12 protein-coding genes are annotated in these 15,212 nt (G+C 53.6%); 4 read left to right on the top strand and 8 right to left on the bottom strand.

Annotated elements, in window-relative coordinates:
- Positions 1-48: 48 nt before the first annotated feature.
- The 3 genes from REH51_RS08320 to REH51_RS08310 form a co-directional block, all read right to left on the bottom strand.
- Entirely contained in the window at positions 49-2,151 is a 2,103-nt protein-coding gene (locus REH51_RS08320) for a TonB-dependent siderophore receptor (RefSeq protein WP_009723200.1), read from the bottom strand.
- Positions 2,152-2,359: 208 nt separating this feature from the next.
- Positions 2,360-3,286, bottom strand: coding sequence for an AraC family transcriptional regulator (locus REH51_RS08315; RefSeq protein ID WP_009723199.1), 927 nt, complete (start codon positions 3,284-3,286; stop codon positions 2,360-2,362).
- A gap of 239 nt (positions 3,287-3,525) precedes the next feature.
- On the bottom strand, positions 3,526-3,936 hold the full coding sequence (locus tag REH51_RS08310; RefSeq protein ID WP_009723198.1) for an accessory factor UbiK family protein: 411 nt from the start codon (positions 3,934-3,936) through the stop codon (positions 3,526-3,528).
- Positions 3,937-4,283: 347 nt separating this feature from the next.
- Here REH51_RS08310 and REH51_RS08305 point away from each other — a divergent pair, with 347 nt between their 5' ends.
- From REH51_RS08305 to REH51_RS08295, 3 genes are all read left to right on the top strand, one after another.
- On the top strand, positions 4,284-4,622 hold the full coding sequence (locus tag REH51_RS08305; RefSeq protein ID WP_007112359.1) for a P-II family nitrogen regulator: 339 nt from the start codon (positions 4,284-4,286) through the stop codon (positions 4,620-4,622).
- Between the two features lie 56 nt (positions 4,623-4,678).
- Positions 4,679-5,926: an ammonium transporter gene (locus REH51_RS08300; RefSeq protein WP_498937548.1), complete on the top strand. Its 1,248-nt coding sequence runs from the start codon at positions 4,679-4,681 to the stop codon at positions 5,924-5,926.
- A 203-nt stretch (positions 5,927-6,129) separates the two neighbouring features.
- Entirely contained in the window at positions 6,130-6,468 is a 339-nt protein-coding gene (locus REH51_RS08295; RefSeq protein ID WP_498937546.1) for a P-II family nitrogen regulator, read from the top strand.
- 146 nt (positions 6,469-6,614) lie between these two features.
- On the opposite strand, the gene REH51_RS08290 is transcribed toward REH51_RS08295, so the two are convergent.
- Complete coding sequence (locus REH51_RS08290) at positions 6,615-7,391, bottom strand: ferredoxin--NADP reductase (protein WP_009723196.1); 777 nt, start codon at positions 7,389-7,391, stop codon at positions 6,615-6,617.
- A gap of 183 nt (positions 7,392-7,574) precedes the next feature.
- Between REH51_RS08290 and REH51_RS08285 the strand changes: the two genes are divergently transcribed.
- Complete coding sequence (locus tag REH51_RS08285) at positions 7,575-8,501, top strand: LysR family transcriptional regulator (protein ID WP_498937544.1); 927 nt, start codon at positions 7,575-7,577, stop codon at positions 8,499-8,501.
- Between the two features lie 20 nt (positions 8,502-8,521).
- On the opposite strand, the gene REH51_RS08280 is transcribed toward REH51_RS08285, so the two are convergent.
- The 4 genes from REH51_RS08280 to REH51_RS08265 form a co-directional block, all read right to left on the bottom strand.
- Positions 8,522-10,378 (bottom strand): methyl-accepting chemotaxis protein, encoded by a 1,857-nt coding sequence (locus REH51_RS08280; protein WP_498937542.1) that lies wholly within the window; start codon positions 10,376-10,378, stop codon positions 8,522-8,524.
- A gap of 288 nt (positions 10,379-10,666) precedes the next feature.
- Positions 10,667-12,784 (bottom strand): methyl-accepting chemotaxis protein, encoded by a 2,118-nt coding sequence (locus REH51_RS08275; RefSeq protein WP_234667974.1) that lies wholly within the window; start codon positions 12,782-12,784, stop codon positions 10,667-10,669.
- Between the two features lie 10 nt (positions 12,785-12,794).
- Positions 12,795-14,666: a methyl-accepting chemotaxis protein gene (locus tag REH51_RS08270; protein WP_498937540.1), complete on the bottom strand. Its 1,872-nt coding sequence runs from the start codon at positions 14,664-14,666 to the stop codon at positions 12,795-12,797.
- A gap of 105 nt (positions 14,667-14,771) precedes the next feature.
- Positions 14,772-15,203, bottom strand: coding sequence for a host attachment protein (locus REH51_RS08265; protein WP_009723190.1), 432 nt, complete (start codon positions 15,201-15,203; stop codon positions 14,772-14,774).
- Positions 15,204-15,212 lie beyond the last annotated feature (9 nt).

The raw sequence follows: 15,212 nt of genomic DNA, 5'->3' as shown, positions 1-15,212 counted from the left end.
ACGTTTTTAGAAGCAGTGTTTTAGAAGCAGTGTTTTATAAACAATGGATTAGAAGCGATAGTGAACGCTGGCGGTAACGCCTCGTTCTGCGCCGAAGTAGCAGTACTCCAGCGAGTTGCAGGAAGCCACGTACTCTTTATCCAGCAGGTTGTTCACATTTAGGCGTGTTTCGACCCCTTCAACGCCAATGTGGCTTAGATCGTAGCCAATGGTGGCATCGACCAGGGTGTAGTCAGGGACGGTTTCAGTGTTGGCTCGGTCGGCGGCAATATCTGCGTAGTGGCGTACGCCAACCCCGACATCTACACCGTTCAGCCAGCCATCGTTAATCGCGTATTGACCCCACAGCTGCACTTGATGGCGCGGCGAATAGATCGCATTGTTGCCCTGATTGCCGTCGTCGCTTTTTGCGTAGGTAATATCTGTAAAGCTATAGCCAGCCTGCAAAGAAAGCGCCTCGGTTAGCTGGGTTTGTGCTTCCAGCTCCAGCCCTTGGGATTCAATTTCACCTACCGCGCGATAAGGGTCGGATGGCTGCTCCTTGGTTGCGACGTTTTCTTGGCTGATATGGAACAGCGCTGCGCTGAACTGGCTAGCGCTGCCGTTAGGCTGGAATTTTAGGCCAACCTCCCACTGCTCACCTTCCATCGGCGCTAACAAGTTGCCGTTTTCATCCACAAAACTGGTAGGCGTGAAAGCGGTCGAGTAGCTGGCATAGGGCGCTACACCGTTATCGAACAGGTACACCACACCAGCACGGCCGCTGAACTGGGTATCGCTAAGTGAGCTGGTGTCACCGCTATCACGGTTGGTATTGTCGATATTCACCCAGTCGTAGCGGCCGCCTAGCGTGAAGCGCCAGTTATCGACGGCGATTTGATCCTGTAGATAAACACCCGTTTGGTCTATCTCATGGCGTTCACGGATAGGGGCGTAAAATTCAATCGGGCCGCTACCATAGACAGGATTGAAAGCATTAATGGGTTGGAAATACCCAGAAGGCCATGACACGTCATTTTCTCGCTGTTGATAATCGACCCCAACGAGCAAGGTGTGATCCATAAAGCCGCTGCTGATGGTGGCTTCAAGCTGGTTGTCGATAGTCCAGGCTTCTAGAGATTCATCACTGCCAGAATAGTAGCGGGTTAATTCATCAGAGGTGGGTGACGTCCAGCCATAGCCATAGACTTGGTTAAGCACCACATCGGAATTGAGATAACGTAGTAGCTGGCGGCCCGTTACGTCGTCATTAAAGCGATGTTCCAGGGTATAGCCAGCCATGCGCTGAGTACGCTCGTAGGCGTTGTAGTCGGCTTCGCCATCGAAGAAGTTATTACTGATCTTCTTGCCATTTCTTGGTACTACCGCTCCTTCATAGGGCACGCCGGAGTGGTAGCCGCCTTCTGGCTCATCTTGAAGATAAGCTTCTACGGTTAGGCTGGTGTCGTCGGTGATATCCCATGTTAGTCGGGGCGCAATGGCATAGCGCTCTTCTTCGGCGGGGCCAAACTGGGTGTCGGCGGTACTGGCAATGCCGGTCAGGCGAAACGCCACCCGCTGTTCTGCGCCAATCGGCCCAGTGAGGTCAAAGGCGGCACTGCGCTGGTTATTGTTGCCTACCCGAAAACGTAACTCACCGCTTTGTTCAAATTCAGGGCGCTTACTGTTTAGCGCCACCACACCACCCGGTGACGCGCGGCCGTAGAGCACCGAGGCGGGGCCTCGCACCACTTCAATGCTGTCTAGAAACCACGGATCGATGCGCATACTGCTATGGGAGTTGGCATCACCCATGACCTTTAAGCCATCTAAGAAGGTATTGCTCAAACTGCCGTCAGAAAACCCGCGCAATACCAGGTAATCGAAGCGATTGGAGGCACCGACCTGGTTGCTGTAAACACCCGGCGTGTAATCGGTAGCGCGCTGAACGGTGCTCACCCCGCGGTGATCCATTTGTTCACGGGTAATGCTAGAAACGCTTTGGGGCGTTTCGATAAAAGGGGTGGTGACTTTGGTAGCCGCCTGCTGGGCGGTAACGGTGACCGTTGCTAGCTCGGCAGCCTGCTGTGCAAAAGCCGGAGTGGCGGTAAAGGCTATCAGCAGGGCGCTACTAAATGGAGAGAGGAGAAAGAGGCGTTGTGTTGACGACATGAAGAGTTCCTGTGGGCCGAGGAAGCAAGGAAAAATAAGTAATGAGAATTATTGCCTTTTGCGAGTCTCAAAAGGTATGCGCAATGCCAAACTAGTTATGCGTGCTGCCAAATGCCGCGGAAGGAAGGAACTATTGGTGATAGATGGCTGCACCTGGGTACCTGCAGGAGGTGCCGGGCATGCAGGGGCAACGTCACGATGTTTATGGTTAGCGCTGCATGCTGTGAGGTGCCATACCAAATTGGCGCTTGAAGGCCGTAGCAAAGTTGCTGGCATGGCGATAGCCGCACGCATGAGCAGCCTGTTGCACGCTAAACCCCTTTTCTAGATCGCGATAAGCTTTGTGCAGCCGGGAAGCGCGCAGGTGTTCAAAAATTGAGCAGCCATAACAAACGTGAAATTTCTGACGCAGGCTACTGGGGCTCATCGCCGCTTCTTTGGCCAATGTTTGCAGGTGATAGCGCTGCTCGGGGTACTTCGTGATTTGCTGATGCAACGCGGCGATGCAGCGTCGGTCACGCTGGGAAAGCTTGGGGGATTTAGGCTGTCGCTCGAGATGCTCTGGTAGTCCAAGCCCCAAGAGCTGCAGCGCCAGCCCTTGCCATAACAGTGATTGACGCCAAGCTGCGGCTGGTTGCTCTATGGTGGTGCACAGCGTTTGCCTTAGCGCAGCAGGTAACTGCCAAATATGAAATTGCGGGCTGTTTGGGGGGGGCGGTAGCGCAAGGGAGGACGTCGCCAATACCGCGACATTGACAGTGCGCAAGCGGGGTTGGGCAGGCTGGATAACAATGAGCGGGTGTTGGGCATCAAAATGCGCGCAAAAACCATCGCCCGCCGTTAGTCGATAGGGTGTCTCGCCTAACTGAACACTGATCTCCCCTTCCAAAATAACGCTGATAAACCATGGCACACTCTGGTAGGAAGTAGAGGTATAAGTGCGTTCCACCTGCAGGTCAGAAAGTGTCAGGTGGAGTGCCTGCGAGAGCCTGACATCGTGAACATGGCCAAGCGCTACCGGGCTAAGAGGGCTAGGTGAATCTTCAATGCGGTAGTGAATTCCAAAGCGCTGGCCAAGCTGCAAAAGCGCTTGGGAAGTGATTTCAGGCGTTGAAGCGCGTTGCTGCTGTGGCATCGTGGCGTTAGTGATCGAGGTGAGAGCAGCTTGGTGCAGTTACCCATCCAATACGTGTATCAACATGGGACTGCTTTGTACGGCTGCCCTTAATTGGTGCTCAAAAAGAGGCAAAAAAGTTAGCGCATAGACAAGATATCACCATCAATTCGAATGTCAATGATAGTGATTCTTATTAATAGGTGGGAAAGCCAGCGGCAGGGAGCCGCTCGCCGCTGGCAATAGTATGTCGCTTACGCTTAGGTATCCGCTTTAGGCGGTTCGGGGCTTTCGGTTTTAGTACTTTCGGTTTTAGTACTTTCGGTTTTAGTACTTTCGGTCTTGGTGCCCTCGCTCTTAGTGCTGTGTGGCTGAACGGGCGTCGGCGGCGCTTCTGCTTCAACCGGGGTGCTGCTTGTTGAGGTAGAGGCTTCCACCGCTGCCTCAAGGCTGGCCACTTGGCGCTCCAGGGCTTCAACGCGGGAACGCGTGCGCTGCAGTACATCCATCAAAATATCAAAGTCTTCCCGTGACACCAGCTCCAGTCTGTCAAAGGCGCCACGTACCACCTGCTGTACGCCTTTCTGAATATCTTCCGGGGCTTGGGACGCATTCTGTAAACGATCCCCAATCTGCTGGGCTAAACGGCTGATGCGATCTTGAGGCGCCATAGCTCTCTCCTTAAATGACCACGCATAAATGTGCACTGCTTACTAATAAGGATACGCACCCCGCCGTCGATGCGCATGCGTCGTTTGCAAATTAGCGTCTGGCCTTTCTGTATCGATGGATTGCATCGAAATGAAGCGCCTCGCTTTTATTAATGTTCTTTTATGGTGCAAGTAGGCGATCGCGGGTGCTACTAAGTCTTCCTTGTCATCGGATAATCTTAAATTTCATGAAACAAACTGCTGACTTATAAGAAAAAAAAGCTGGGTGGCACGGTATGCGCATTAACGAGATAAGTACTTAATTCGGGCGGCGCTGCCGCTACCTAATCCAGCAGGGGAGATCCGGGATGAAACTCATCACCGCTATCATCAAGCCATTCAAGCTTGACGACGTTCGTGAAGCGCTCGCCGACAACGGCGTTCAGGGCATCACGGTGACTGAAGTTAAAGGCTTTGGTCGTCAAAAGGGGCATACCGAGCTGTATCGTGGCGCAGAGTATGTCGTCGATTTCCTACCCAAAGTAAAAGTAGAAGTTGCTGTCGATGATGCGCGTCTGGAGAGCGTTCTTGATGCTATTTGCAGCGCAGCTAACAGCGGCAAGATCGGTGACGGCAAGGTGTTTGTAACGCCATTAGAAGATGTGATCCGTATTCGTACTGGTGAGCGCGGCGCTGACGCCGTGTAACGCTTTCCGGCCTGCCTTTTACGTATAACTTCTCTTAATACAACGGGGAACTCCTCATGAATGAGTTAGCTGATTTGAGCTATGCGCTCGATACGTTTTACTTCTTGATTTGCGGCGTGCTCGTAATGTGGATGGCCGCTGGCTTTTCAATGCTTGAAGCTGGCTTGGTGCGTTCCAAAAACACCGCCGAAATCCTGACCAAAAATATCGCACTGTTTGCGATTGCTTGCACCATGTACTTGTTGGTCGGTTACTACATCATGTATTCCAGCAGCGCGGGTGGCTTCTTACCCAACCTTGGTTTCTTAATCGGCGCTGAAAACAGCGTTGATGCAGTGACCGCAGGCGGTGATGATGCGCCTTACTACTCAATGCGCTCTGACTTTTTCTTCCAGGTGGTGTTTGTTGCCACTGCCATGTCGATTGTGTCGGGTGCGGTTGCTGAACGTATGAAACTGTGGGCATTCCTGGCCTTCGCTGTTGTGATGACAGCCTTTATCTATCCGGTATCTGGCTACTGGACATGGGGTGGCGGCTGGTTGTCTGAAGTCGGTTACTCCGATTATGCGGGTTCCGGCATTGTTCACATGGCGGGTGCCGCCGCTGCCTTAGCCGGTGTATTGGTACTTGGTCCGCGTAAGGGTAAGTACGGCAAAGATGGCTCTATCCACGCGATTCCAGGCGCTAACATGCCGCTGGCCACGTTGGGTACCTTCATTCTTTGGATGGGCTGGGTCGGCTTTAACGGTGGCTCTGAGCTGAAAATGTCTGACATCAGCTCTGCCAACAATGTTGCTCAGGTGTTTGTTAACACCAATGCGGCCGCTGCCGGTGGCGTGCTCGCTGCACTGATTCTTGCCAAGCTGTGGTTCCGTAAAGCGGATCTTACAATGGCGCTTAATGGTGCATTGGCTGGTCTAGTGGCGATTACGGCTGATCCGCTGTCCCCCTCTGCGCTAGGCGCTGCTGTGATTGGTGCGGTGGGCGGTTTGATCGTTGTTTTCGCTATCATTACGCTAGATAAACTCAAGCTAGATGATCCGGTCGGCGCTATCTCGGTACACGGTGTTGTGGGTATCTGGGGTGTGTTGGCGGTGCCGCTGACCAATAGCGATGCTTCTTTCGGCGCACAGTTGATCGGTATCGTTGGTATCTTTGGCTGGGTATTCGTCGCTAGCTTAGTGGTGTGGCTGGTGCTGAAAGCCATCATGGGTATCCGCGTTAGCGAAGAAGAAGAGTATGAAGGTGTCGATATCGCTGAGTGCGGTCTTGAAGCCTACCCCGAGTTTAGCGTTAAGAAATAAGCTCGTGCTAATGAAATGAGCTGGCGTGCTCCCTTGGCCTCCCTACGTGGGAGGCCTTTTTGTCTTGGTACACTCTCACTGCACATTTGCGTTGATTTTTTATTCTCTGCCAGTAGCGGTGTATGCTTAATAGTAACGGGCTTGGCTAACAGCAGTGTCCCGCCAACCTTTGATAAAAGGCCACCAAGCTAGAGGATGTCGCAATGAAATTGATCTCAGCCATTATCAAGCCGTTTAAGCTTGATGACGTACGCGAATCGCTCTCTGATATCGGCGTGCAGGGCATTACGGTAACGGAAGTGAAGGGCTTTGGCCGCCAGAAAGGTCACACAGAGCTATACCGTGGTGCAGAGTACGTGGTGGATTTTCTGCCTAAAGTAAAGCTGGAAGTCGCGGTAGATGACGATATGGCAGAACAGGGAATCGATGCCATCACTCAGGTTGCCAATACTGGCAAAATCGGCGACGGCAAAATTTTTGTAATGCCGCTGGAGCAGGTAATCCGTATTCGTACCGGTGAAACCGGTAAAGACGCGGTTTAGGTTTGTTAACTGTGAGTGGTGAATGGTAAGTAAAAAGCAGTAAGTTGTTTGAACTGTAGGCAGTAAGCAGCACAAAGCCCCTGTGGATCATCTCCAGCAGGGGCTTTGTATTAGCGACTAGAATTTTTCTACTCACTACTCACTACTCACTTCTCAACAAAGGCACGCTCGATCACGTAATCGCCCGGCTCGCCCATGCGCGGGGAAATATTCAGGCCCAATTCGTCTAGTAGTGAGCTAGTGTCGTCGAGCATGGCGGGGCTGCCACAAATCATCGCGCGGTCTTGGCGCGGATCAATCGGCGGAAGGCCGGTATCTTCAAACAGCTTGCCGCTGCGAATGTGATCGGTCAGGCGTCCCATAGTGTGGAACTCTTCACGGGTTACCGTAGGGTAGTACACCAGCTTCTCGGCAATTTCTTCGCCTAGATATTCGTGAGCAGGCAGTTCTTTGGTAATAAAGTCGGCGTAGGCCAGTTCAGACACTTCGCGCACGCCGTGTACCAGCACCACTTTTTCAAAGCGCTCGTACACTTCAGGGTCTTGGATCAGGCTCATAAACGGTGCAAGGCCCGTGCCGGTGGAAAGCATGTAAAGGTTGCGGCCCGGTAGCAGGTCATCGCATACCAGCGTGCCTGTAGGCTTTCGGCTGACCATAATTTGGTCACCGACCTGAAGGTGCTGCAAGCGCGAGGTGAGCGGGCCATCGGGCACTTTGATGCTGAAAAATTCTAGGTGGTCTTCGTAGTTAGGGCTAGCAATGGAGTAAGCACGCATCAGCGGTTTACCGTTCACTTCCAGGCCAATCATCACAAACTGACCATTTTTGAAGCGTAGGCTACGCTCGCGAGTGGTGCGGAAGCTGAACAGGGTGTCGTTCCAGTGGTGAACGCTGAGGACTTCTTCCAGGGCAAACTTGCTCATGCTAACTCCTCCATTGGGCAGAGTGGCCTAAGCCTCGTCTGCCATATTCTAAAAAAGCATAAAAGATGGCTAAATATGTTGATGGTAATTCTAAATAAAGAGAGATATATCTGTTAAGCAAATTATACTGATAACACTTATCTAAAAAATAGATATGCTGCCGAAACAAGATAGGTTCTTGCTATGCATTACACCCTGCGCCAGTTGGAAGTCTTTGTGGCGGTCGCCCAGCACGAAAGTGTTTCCCAGGCAGCGCGTGCCCTCGCGATGTCCCAGTCTGCCACCAGCACGTCGCTAGCGGAGCTTGAGCGTCAATTTGACTGCCAGCTTCTTGATCGCATGGGAAAGCGGTTGAAGCTTAATGCGTTAGGTTTTCAGCTGTTGCCGAAAGCGGTTGCCCTGCTAGATAGGGCGGAGGAGGTAGAAGAACTGTTGCGCGGCCAGCAAGGCGTGGGCGCGTTGGATGTGGGCGCGACGCTAACCATAGGCAACTATTTAGCGACCTTATTAATTAGCGATTTCATGCAGCGCTACCCCGGCAGCCGGGTGCGTCTTGCGGTGCGCAATACGCGTCACATTATTGAGAGTGTGCGCCAGCACTCGCTTGATTTAGGGCTGATTGAAGGGCAGTGCGACGACGATATGATTATTAGCCAGCCCTGGGTGGAAGATGAGCTGTGTGTGTTCTGCTCGCCGCGCCACCCGTTGGCGGGGCGCGAGCATCTTGAGCTGGAACAACTGTTGCGTGAAGACTGGATTATGCGCGAGGAGGGCTCTGGCACTCGCATGACTCTTGAACACGCCGCGCGCCACCGGCGTAGCCGGTTTAATACCCTGTTGGAGCTTGAACATACCGAGGGTATTAAGCGGGCGGTGGAATCGGGTCTAGGCATTGGCTGCGTTTCCAGGCTAGCACTGCGTGATGCGTTCCGGCGCGGCAGCTTAGTGCCTCTGCCAACACCGGAATTAGACTTAAAACGTCAGTTCACTTTCATCTGGCCCCGCCACAAGTATCTTACCACGGGGGTACGAGAGTTCTTGCGACTTTGCCGCGAGATGACCGCGGGTGCCAAGCGCAGTGATGATATTCCACTCCCGCCGATTCCTTAGTCACTCAATACGATAGTTACTCAATACGACGGCAAAACGTTGGTCGAATTGACTGTTAGGGGAGCCGGGGGGTGTTGAGACAGCTTGAAGCTGCTGATAGTGCCTTTAAGATGATTGGCTTGCTCTTTCAGCTGTTCAGCAGCGGTGGTGGACTCTTCCACCATGGCAGCATTTTCTTGGGTCATACGGTCAAGTTCAGACACTGCAATATTGATTTGCTTGATGCCATCGCTCTGCTCGCTAGTAGCGGAGTTGATTTCCTCTAGGACATCGGTGACGCGGATGATATGAGCGACGATATCCTGCATGGTGGCACCGGCATTTTGCACTAATGCGGTACCGTTATTGACTCTGCTTTGTGAATCTTCAACGAGTTTTTGAATATCGTTGGCGGCTTCGCTACTACGCCCTGCTAATTTACGTACTTCATCGGCAACGACCGCAAAACCACGGCCATGTTCCCCCGCCCGGGCGGCTTCTACGGAGGCGTTAAGGGCCAGTAAGTTGGTTTGGAAGGCAATGCTGTTCATTAGCGTGACAATTTCACCAATTTTATGGGAGGCCTGGGAAATATCTTCCATCGTGGTGACCACATTGGCGACCACTTGGCCGCCCTCTTTAGCGACTTTCGAGGCCTTATGGGATAGCTGATTGGCTTCTTGAGCCGAGGCGGCGGGGTGTTCCACCGTGCTGGTTATCTGTTCCACCGAGGCAGACGTCTGCTGCAGGCTAGAAGCCGCGTTATCGGTACGGCGGGATAGATCCTGGCCGCCCAGAGCAATTTCGTTAGCGGCATGGTGCACCGACTCACTGCTGGTGCGCACATCAATCAAGACCGCTTCCATTTTGCCTACAAAACGGTTGAAGGCACCGCAAATTTGGGCCACTTCATCGCGGCCTTGTTCTGGAAGTCGGCGGGTCAGATCCCCTTCACCACTAGCGATGTCATTTAGGGCATCTCGGGCTCGTTCGAGGCCAGCGAACGCACGCTTGAGCCACAAACTCAGCAGTAGAGCCGTGACAGCAATGATGGCTATTAACGTGAACAATGAAGACTTGAGGATGGCGCGCAATCCTGCAGTGGCTTCACGCTCGTCTAACGCCACGCCGAGCTCCCAGTCGGTACCGGCGATGGAGATCACTGATAGTCGCTTAGTCTGGCCGTCGACTTGGACAGGCTTCCACTCCTCCTGGGCAGCGCTCAGCTGCTTGATAGCCTCAGGAGATAAGGTGTCGCTAATTCGACTCAGCGGCTCGAGAGCCAACGCAGCGTTGGGATGCGCAATCACTGTCTCGCCACCGCTACTCAGAAAGGCAAAGCTCGAAGGCGTTGGCTGAATAGCGGTGACCTGGCTGACGAGGTTGTCGATGACGACATCGCCGCCGATCACCCCATATAAACGGCCATTACGCTTGACTGGCGTCGCAAAGGTAACCACTAGCTGATTGCTATTAGCGTCCACGTAAGGCAGCGAGACGATAGTACGATCCTGCTTTGTTGCTGCTTGGTACCAGTCACGCTGTCGTGGGTCATAATCACTGCCTGGTATCCAACCATCGGAAGAAAGATGACTACCATCAGATTGGCCGTAAAAGGCCGCTAAGAACCCGCCTGACTCTGCTAACTGGGCGAGTGGCGCAAGCGGGTCATTATCAATCACGGGCATGCGCGCTGCTTCTAGTATGGCGGCTCGGGCATCAATCCATTCTTCAATTGCCAGGGCGTTCCCCTGTGCGATGGATGCCAGCTGTCGGGTTACTTGCTGGTCATTATGTGTCTGCAAGGTCAGGTAGCTGACCGAGGCATTAATAGTCAGTGCTAGCGTGATCACCAGCAAAGTGATCATCATGATGCGCAAGCGTAGGGACGACAGCATTAATTAAGTCTCGCTATTTAGGTAAAGTAAGGTCGGAAGTTGACCGCTTGGTAGGTAACGTCTGCTGTCATGCTATCGGCGTCGACGGATACGACTTTAGGTGTACGCTACGGTCAATGCAGATTTTTAGACGAGGAAAATACGCGCTGGCTTAAAGCACGCGAACAGGGGTGACATAACAGCGGGAGCCTCAAAATAAGGCCTGGGCAGGATAATGACCGCCAGAGCCAGTGGTAGCGATAAACTTCCGCTACCGTCGGTGCCCCGGCGGCCTGATTTTATAGCAGTTTAGTGTTGTGACAGCGCTGGCGCAGGCAGTGTGCGCTGGCCCTGTGTATGGCGGCTGTCATGTGCTTCAAGCGTGAACCCACCTACCAGTGCATCGAGCCGATTCGCCTGATCTTTAAGCTGTTCGGCGGCGGTGGTGGACTCCTGCACTAGGGCTGCGTTTTGCTGAGTCATCTGGTCTAGATCGGTAACGGCAATGCTTACCTGACTGATGCCGTCGTTTTGCTCTCGCGCGGCCGTACTGATATCGCCCAGCATTTGAGTAACACGCGTCACGCTTTGAGCCAGTTCATGCATAGCGGCTTCGGCATCGCGCACCATTTGTGTGCCGCTTTCTACCTTACCGGCTGAGGCATCAATACGTTGGCGAATATCTTTGGCAGCGTCGCTGCTGCGCGAGGCGAGTTTACGTACCTCATCAGCCACGACGGCAAAACCACGACCATGCTCCCCAGCACGGGCAGCTTCTACGGATGCGTTTAGCGCCAGTAGGTTAGTCTGGAAAGCGATGCCATCAATGACGCTGACAATGCTCTGAATTTCATCAGAGTTGGTGCGAATATCCGTCATTGTGGCGACCACCTGCTCAAACGCACTGTCAGTGCGGGACGCTAGCTCAGAGGCGGTTTGAGAAAGTCCGCTGGCTTCCTGAGAGGCGTGAGTGGTGTGGCCAACGGTACTGCTGATCTCTTCCATGGCTGAAGAGGTCTGTTGCAGGCTGGCGGCGGCCTGTTCGGTACGCCGTGAAAGATCGTGCCCACCTTGGGTAATCTCATTGGCCGCATGGTTGACTGCTTCGCTGCTGCGCCGTACATCCAGCAAGATGGTTTGGATTTTCTCCGCGAAGGCATTGAACTGTTCTGCTACCGCTGCGCTTTCATCGCGCCCATGAACTGGCAAACGTTGGGTAAGGTCGCCATGCCCTGTCGCGATCTCTTCCATACGGTTAGCCAGGCGCTTAAGAGGACGTGCGATTCGTCCACCAATCCACCACAGTGCGCCGACACCAATGGCTGCCAGTAGCAGACCCACCAGTGACATGCCTAGCGTGTTTTGCTGGCGCTGCTCGCTGAGTACGTCTTGCAAAGCGTTCAGTTCGGCCAGTGCCACTGACTCAGGGAGCTGTAGTACCAAGACCCAAGGCTGGTCTGTATTGCCAAGGGTGATGGGCTGATAGCGCTGAAGCATACCGTCGGCCATGCTGCTATGGAGGCTGCCCTGCGACACTGCCTGTTTAATACCTGCCAATAGCGTGTCGCTTAGCGAATCGCTAGCGGGTGATCCTAGGGCTTCTTCGCTAGCGGTATCGGCTACCAAGCCGCCACGCCCGGCTACCAGTGTCATTCGTCCCGCACCATCATAAAGCGTCTGGTTAGCATCGCTTAATAAGGTTTGGATAAAGTTAAGCGCCAAATCAATCCCTGCCACCCCACGAAATTCACCATCTACCAAGATGGGGGCATTGAACGAGGTGACTAGCTGGGTCTCGCCGCCGAAATCATAAGCCGCGGGGTCGATAATACAGGGAGCCAAGGTTTCACGCGGGCACAGATAGTACTCACCTTCGCGCACGCCGCTGGCAAGGGGAGTTTCGCTCTCCATGTCCTCACCTAGCGGTAGTATCGCCAGCTCGCCATCATCGGTGCGGTACCACCAGGGCATAAAGCGGCCGCTTCCGTCATGGCCGTAGCGCTCGTCACCCGCGTAGCGGGCGTCATCTCCAAAGGCGTTGGGCTCCCAGCCGATATAGGCATCCAATAGATCAGGATTATCGGCGACGGTTTGGCGGACAAGATTCGAGAGCTGTCGGCGGCTTAAGTACAGCGCGCGTTGGCCTTCTGCATCTTCCATGCCCATTAACGCATTGGTCGTGGCTAGTTGGCTGGCCAGCGTCATCGCTTTGTCCAGCTCGCGCTGAATGCGTTGGCCTTCCGCATCGGCAATGGCGTTTAAGCGGGCATCTAGCGCGCCTTCCATGAGCTCACTGGTGTGGTCATCCACGGTTTGTTGGGTGTGAGCGGCGGCGATCAAGTTATACACCACCATGGCGGCCACGATGGCTAACAGGCAAGGGCCTGCTAGTGCCACGACAAAAGAGCGTAACGAGCGAAAATGCATAGTGTAATCCCTAGGCGATATGGCGACGTTGGCTGTCAGGTGCTTGATAGGGCACTTGCAAAGCAGGTGTAGCGGTGTGGGACAGCTTAAAACTGCTGATAGTCCCCGCGAGATGTTCAGCTTGCTCTTTTAATTGCTCGGCGGCGGTGGTGGACTCCTCAACCATCGCGGCGTTTTCCTGGGTCATGCGATCAAGCTCGGCAACGGCGATATTGACTTGATTAATGCCGTCGCTTTGCTCGCTGGTGGCTGCGTTAATCTCCTCCAGCACATCGGTAACGCGGGTGATATGGGCAACAATATCCTGCATCGTCGTACCCGCATTTTGTACCAGAGAAGTGCCATTGTTGACTTTGGTTTGTGAGTCTTCGATTAGCTTTTGAATATCGTTGGCAGCTTCGCTACTACGCCCCGCCAGTTTGCGAACTTCGTCGGCCACCACAGCAAAGCCGCGGCCATGTTCGCCGGCACGGGCCGCTTCCACGGAGGCGTTGAGTGCCAGCAGATTGGTTTGGAAGGCAATGCTGTTCATCAGCGTGACAATTTCACCAATTTTATTAGAGGCTTTAGAAATGTCTTCCATTGTCGTGACGACATTTGCCACCACTTGTCCTCCTTCCTTCGCGACGTTTGAAGCCGCATGGGAGAGCTGGTTGGCTTCCTGGGCGGACGCAGCGGTGTGCTGAACAGTGCTGGTGATTTGCTCAACCGACGCAGACGTTTGCTGCAGGCTAGAGGCAGCGTTGTCGGTGCGGCGCGATAAATCTTGACCGCCCATGGCAATTTCGTTGGCTGCGTGATGAACCGCTTCACTGCTCGTACGGACATCAATCAGAACGGCTTCCATTTTGCCGACAAAGCGGTTAAAAGCGCTGGCAATTTGAGTGACCTCATCGTTGCCCTCTTCCGGTAGGCGTTGGGTTAAATCACCTTCTCCCGAAGCAATGTTGTCCATCGCGCTACGCACACCGAGTAAGCGGCGAAGTAGCAGTGACAGCAACAAACCGAATACCACCGCGGTGATGGCGGCGACGACTAACAGCGTAATAATCGAGGTTGTCGCAATGGCACGTAGGCCTGCGGTGGCTTCGTGTTCATCAAGCGCCACCACTAACTGCCAGCCGCTGCTGCCACCCACAGTGCTGCCCATAAGCAGCTTGCTGCTGTTTTGCAGCTCAAGCGCTTGAGGCTCTTCGGCCTGGATAATCTGAGCCAAACTAGCGTTGGTAAGATCGCTGCTCAACACTGAGGAAGGCTCAAGCGTTAACGCGGCATCAGGGTGTGCCACGAGCGTGCCATCTTCCGTCGTCAAAAAGCCAAAGCTTGATGGCGTCGGGGCGATACTGGCCACAATAGCAATAACATCTTCAATCGTGATATCGGCGCCGATGACAGCAGCAAGCTGTCCGTTACGGTAGAAAGGGCGTGCAAAGGTAACAATTAATCCCCCCGTTTGGGCATCGACATAAGGCGTTGTGATAATGGTGTCTTTGGCGTTGACAGCGTCTTGATACCAGGGCCGTTGGCGAGGGTCATAGTCACTGGGCGGCTGCCAGTTATCAGAAAAAACAGCATCGGACGTAGAGGGGTAAGCTATATAGGCAGTCATGAAACTGCCGGAGTCAGCCAACTGACGCAGTGCGGTAAGCGGGTCGCTGTTGCTGACAGCATCATCCATGCTGGCCAGCATGGTATAGCGGGCGTTAAACCACTCATTAATCGCCTGAGTATTGCCGTTTACAACGGCATCTAGGTTGCTGCTTACCTGTTGGTTATTGTGATGCTTGACGGTGGTATAGCTGGCTATGCCATTAATGATGAGGGCTACAATAATGGCCGTGAGGGCGGCTAGTAAGATGCGGGCTCGTAGGGAGGAAAACATGGTCGCTCTCTAAATCGTCAGGGGTCAGACGACTATCGGCAAGAACGACCACTTCTTTAGTAGAAAAGCACGTTTAGTGGAAAAGAGAGGGTGATGTTTTAAGTATTAGCGTAAGTCGCTAACGGCGTTTTGAATATCGGCCAGGGACGCTTTACTCAAATCTTTTGAAAGCGTGTGAATGACCAGTTTGTGGGTGGTGTTATCAAGTTTTTCACGCAGCAAGCCGAGAAATTTAGGCGGCGCGACCATAATAAGCTTTTCCATGCTGTTATCGACGCGGGCGTCATATAAGCGCTTGGCGACTTCTTTGGCGAATAGCTCGTTTTCATGCTGCGAGGCAGCGCCCTCTTCTCCAGACGAGCGCGATGACGTTGACGTGGATTCATGGACATCGGCACCGCGGCGGTCGGTGATTAAATCACCTTCGTGCAGCCTGCCTGCTGCGTGTACAAGGCTTTCATGCTCGGCGAGATTCAACGCATCACGGGTAAAAATACGTGCGCGGGCGGCGTCAGCTACCACGATATAGGTGGTCATCGTCGTACG

The organism is Halomonas bluephagenesis (assembly GCF_054790765.1).
The sequence above is the reverse complement of the archived record's forward strand: the minus strand, read 5'-3'. Positions and strand labels throughout refer to the sequence as shown.

Coding starts and splice junctions, on each gene's coding strand:
- REH51_RS08295 (WP_498937546.1), top strand. CDS start 6,130: ATGAAATTGATCTCAGCCATTATCAAGCCGTTTAAGCTTGATGACGTA.
- REH51_RS08320 (WP_009723200.1), bottom strand. CDS start 2,151: ATGTCGTCAACACAACGCCTCTTTCTCCTCTCTCCATTTAGTAGCGCC.
- REH51_RS08310 (WP_009723198.1), bottom strand. CDS start 3,936: ATGGCGCCTCAAGATCGCATCAGCCGTTTAGCCCAGCAGATTGGGGAT.
- REH51_RS08305 (WP_007112359.1), top strand. CDS start 4,284: ATGAAACTCATCACCGCTATCATCAAGCCATTCAAGCTTGACGACGTT.
- REH51_RS08265 (WP_009723190.1), bottom strand. CDS start 15,203: ATGACCACCTATATCGTGGTAGCTGACGCCGCCCGCGCACGTATTTTT.
- REH51_RS08280 (WP_498937542.1), bottom strand. CDS start 10,378: ATGCTGTCGTCCCTACGCTTGCGCATCATGATGATCACTTTGCTGGTG.
- REH51_RS08275 (WP_234667974.1), bottom strand. CDS start 12,784: ATGCATTTTCGCTCGTTACGCTCTTTTGTCGTGGCACTAGCAGGCCCT.
- REH51_RS08300 (WP_498937548.1), top strand. CDS start 4,679: ATGAATGAGTTAGCTGATTTGAGCTATGCGCTCGATACGTTTTACTTC.
- REH51_RS08285 (WP_498937544.1), top strand. CDS start 7,575: ATGCATTACACCCTGCGCCAGTTGGAAGTCTTTGTGGCGGTCGCCCAG.
- REH51_RS08315 (WP_009723199.1), bottom strand. CDS start 3,286: ATGCCACAGCAGCAACGCGCTTCAACGCCTGAAATCACTTCCCAAGCG.
- REH51_RS08270 (WP_498937540.1), bottom strand. CDS start 14,666: ATGTTTTCCTCCCTACGAGCCCGCATCTTACTAGCCGCCCTCACGGCC.
- REH51_RS08290 (WP_009723196.1), bottom strand. CDS start 7,391: ATGAGCAAGTTTGCCCTGGAAGAAGTCCTCAGCGTTCACCACTGGAAC.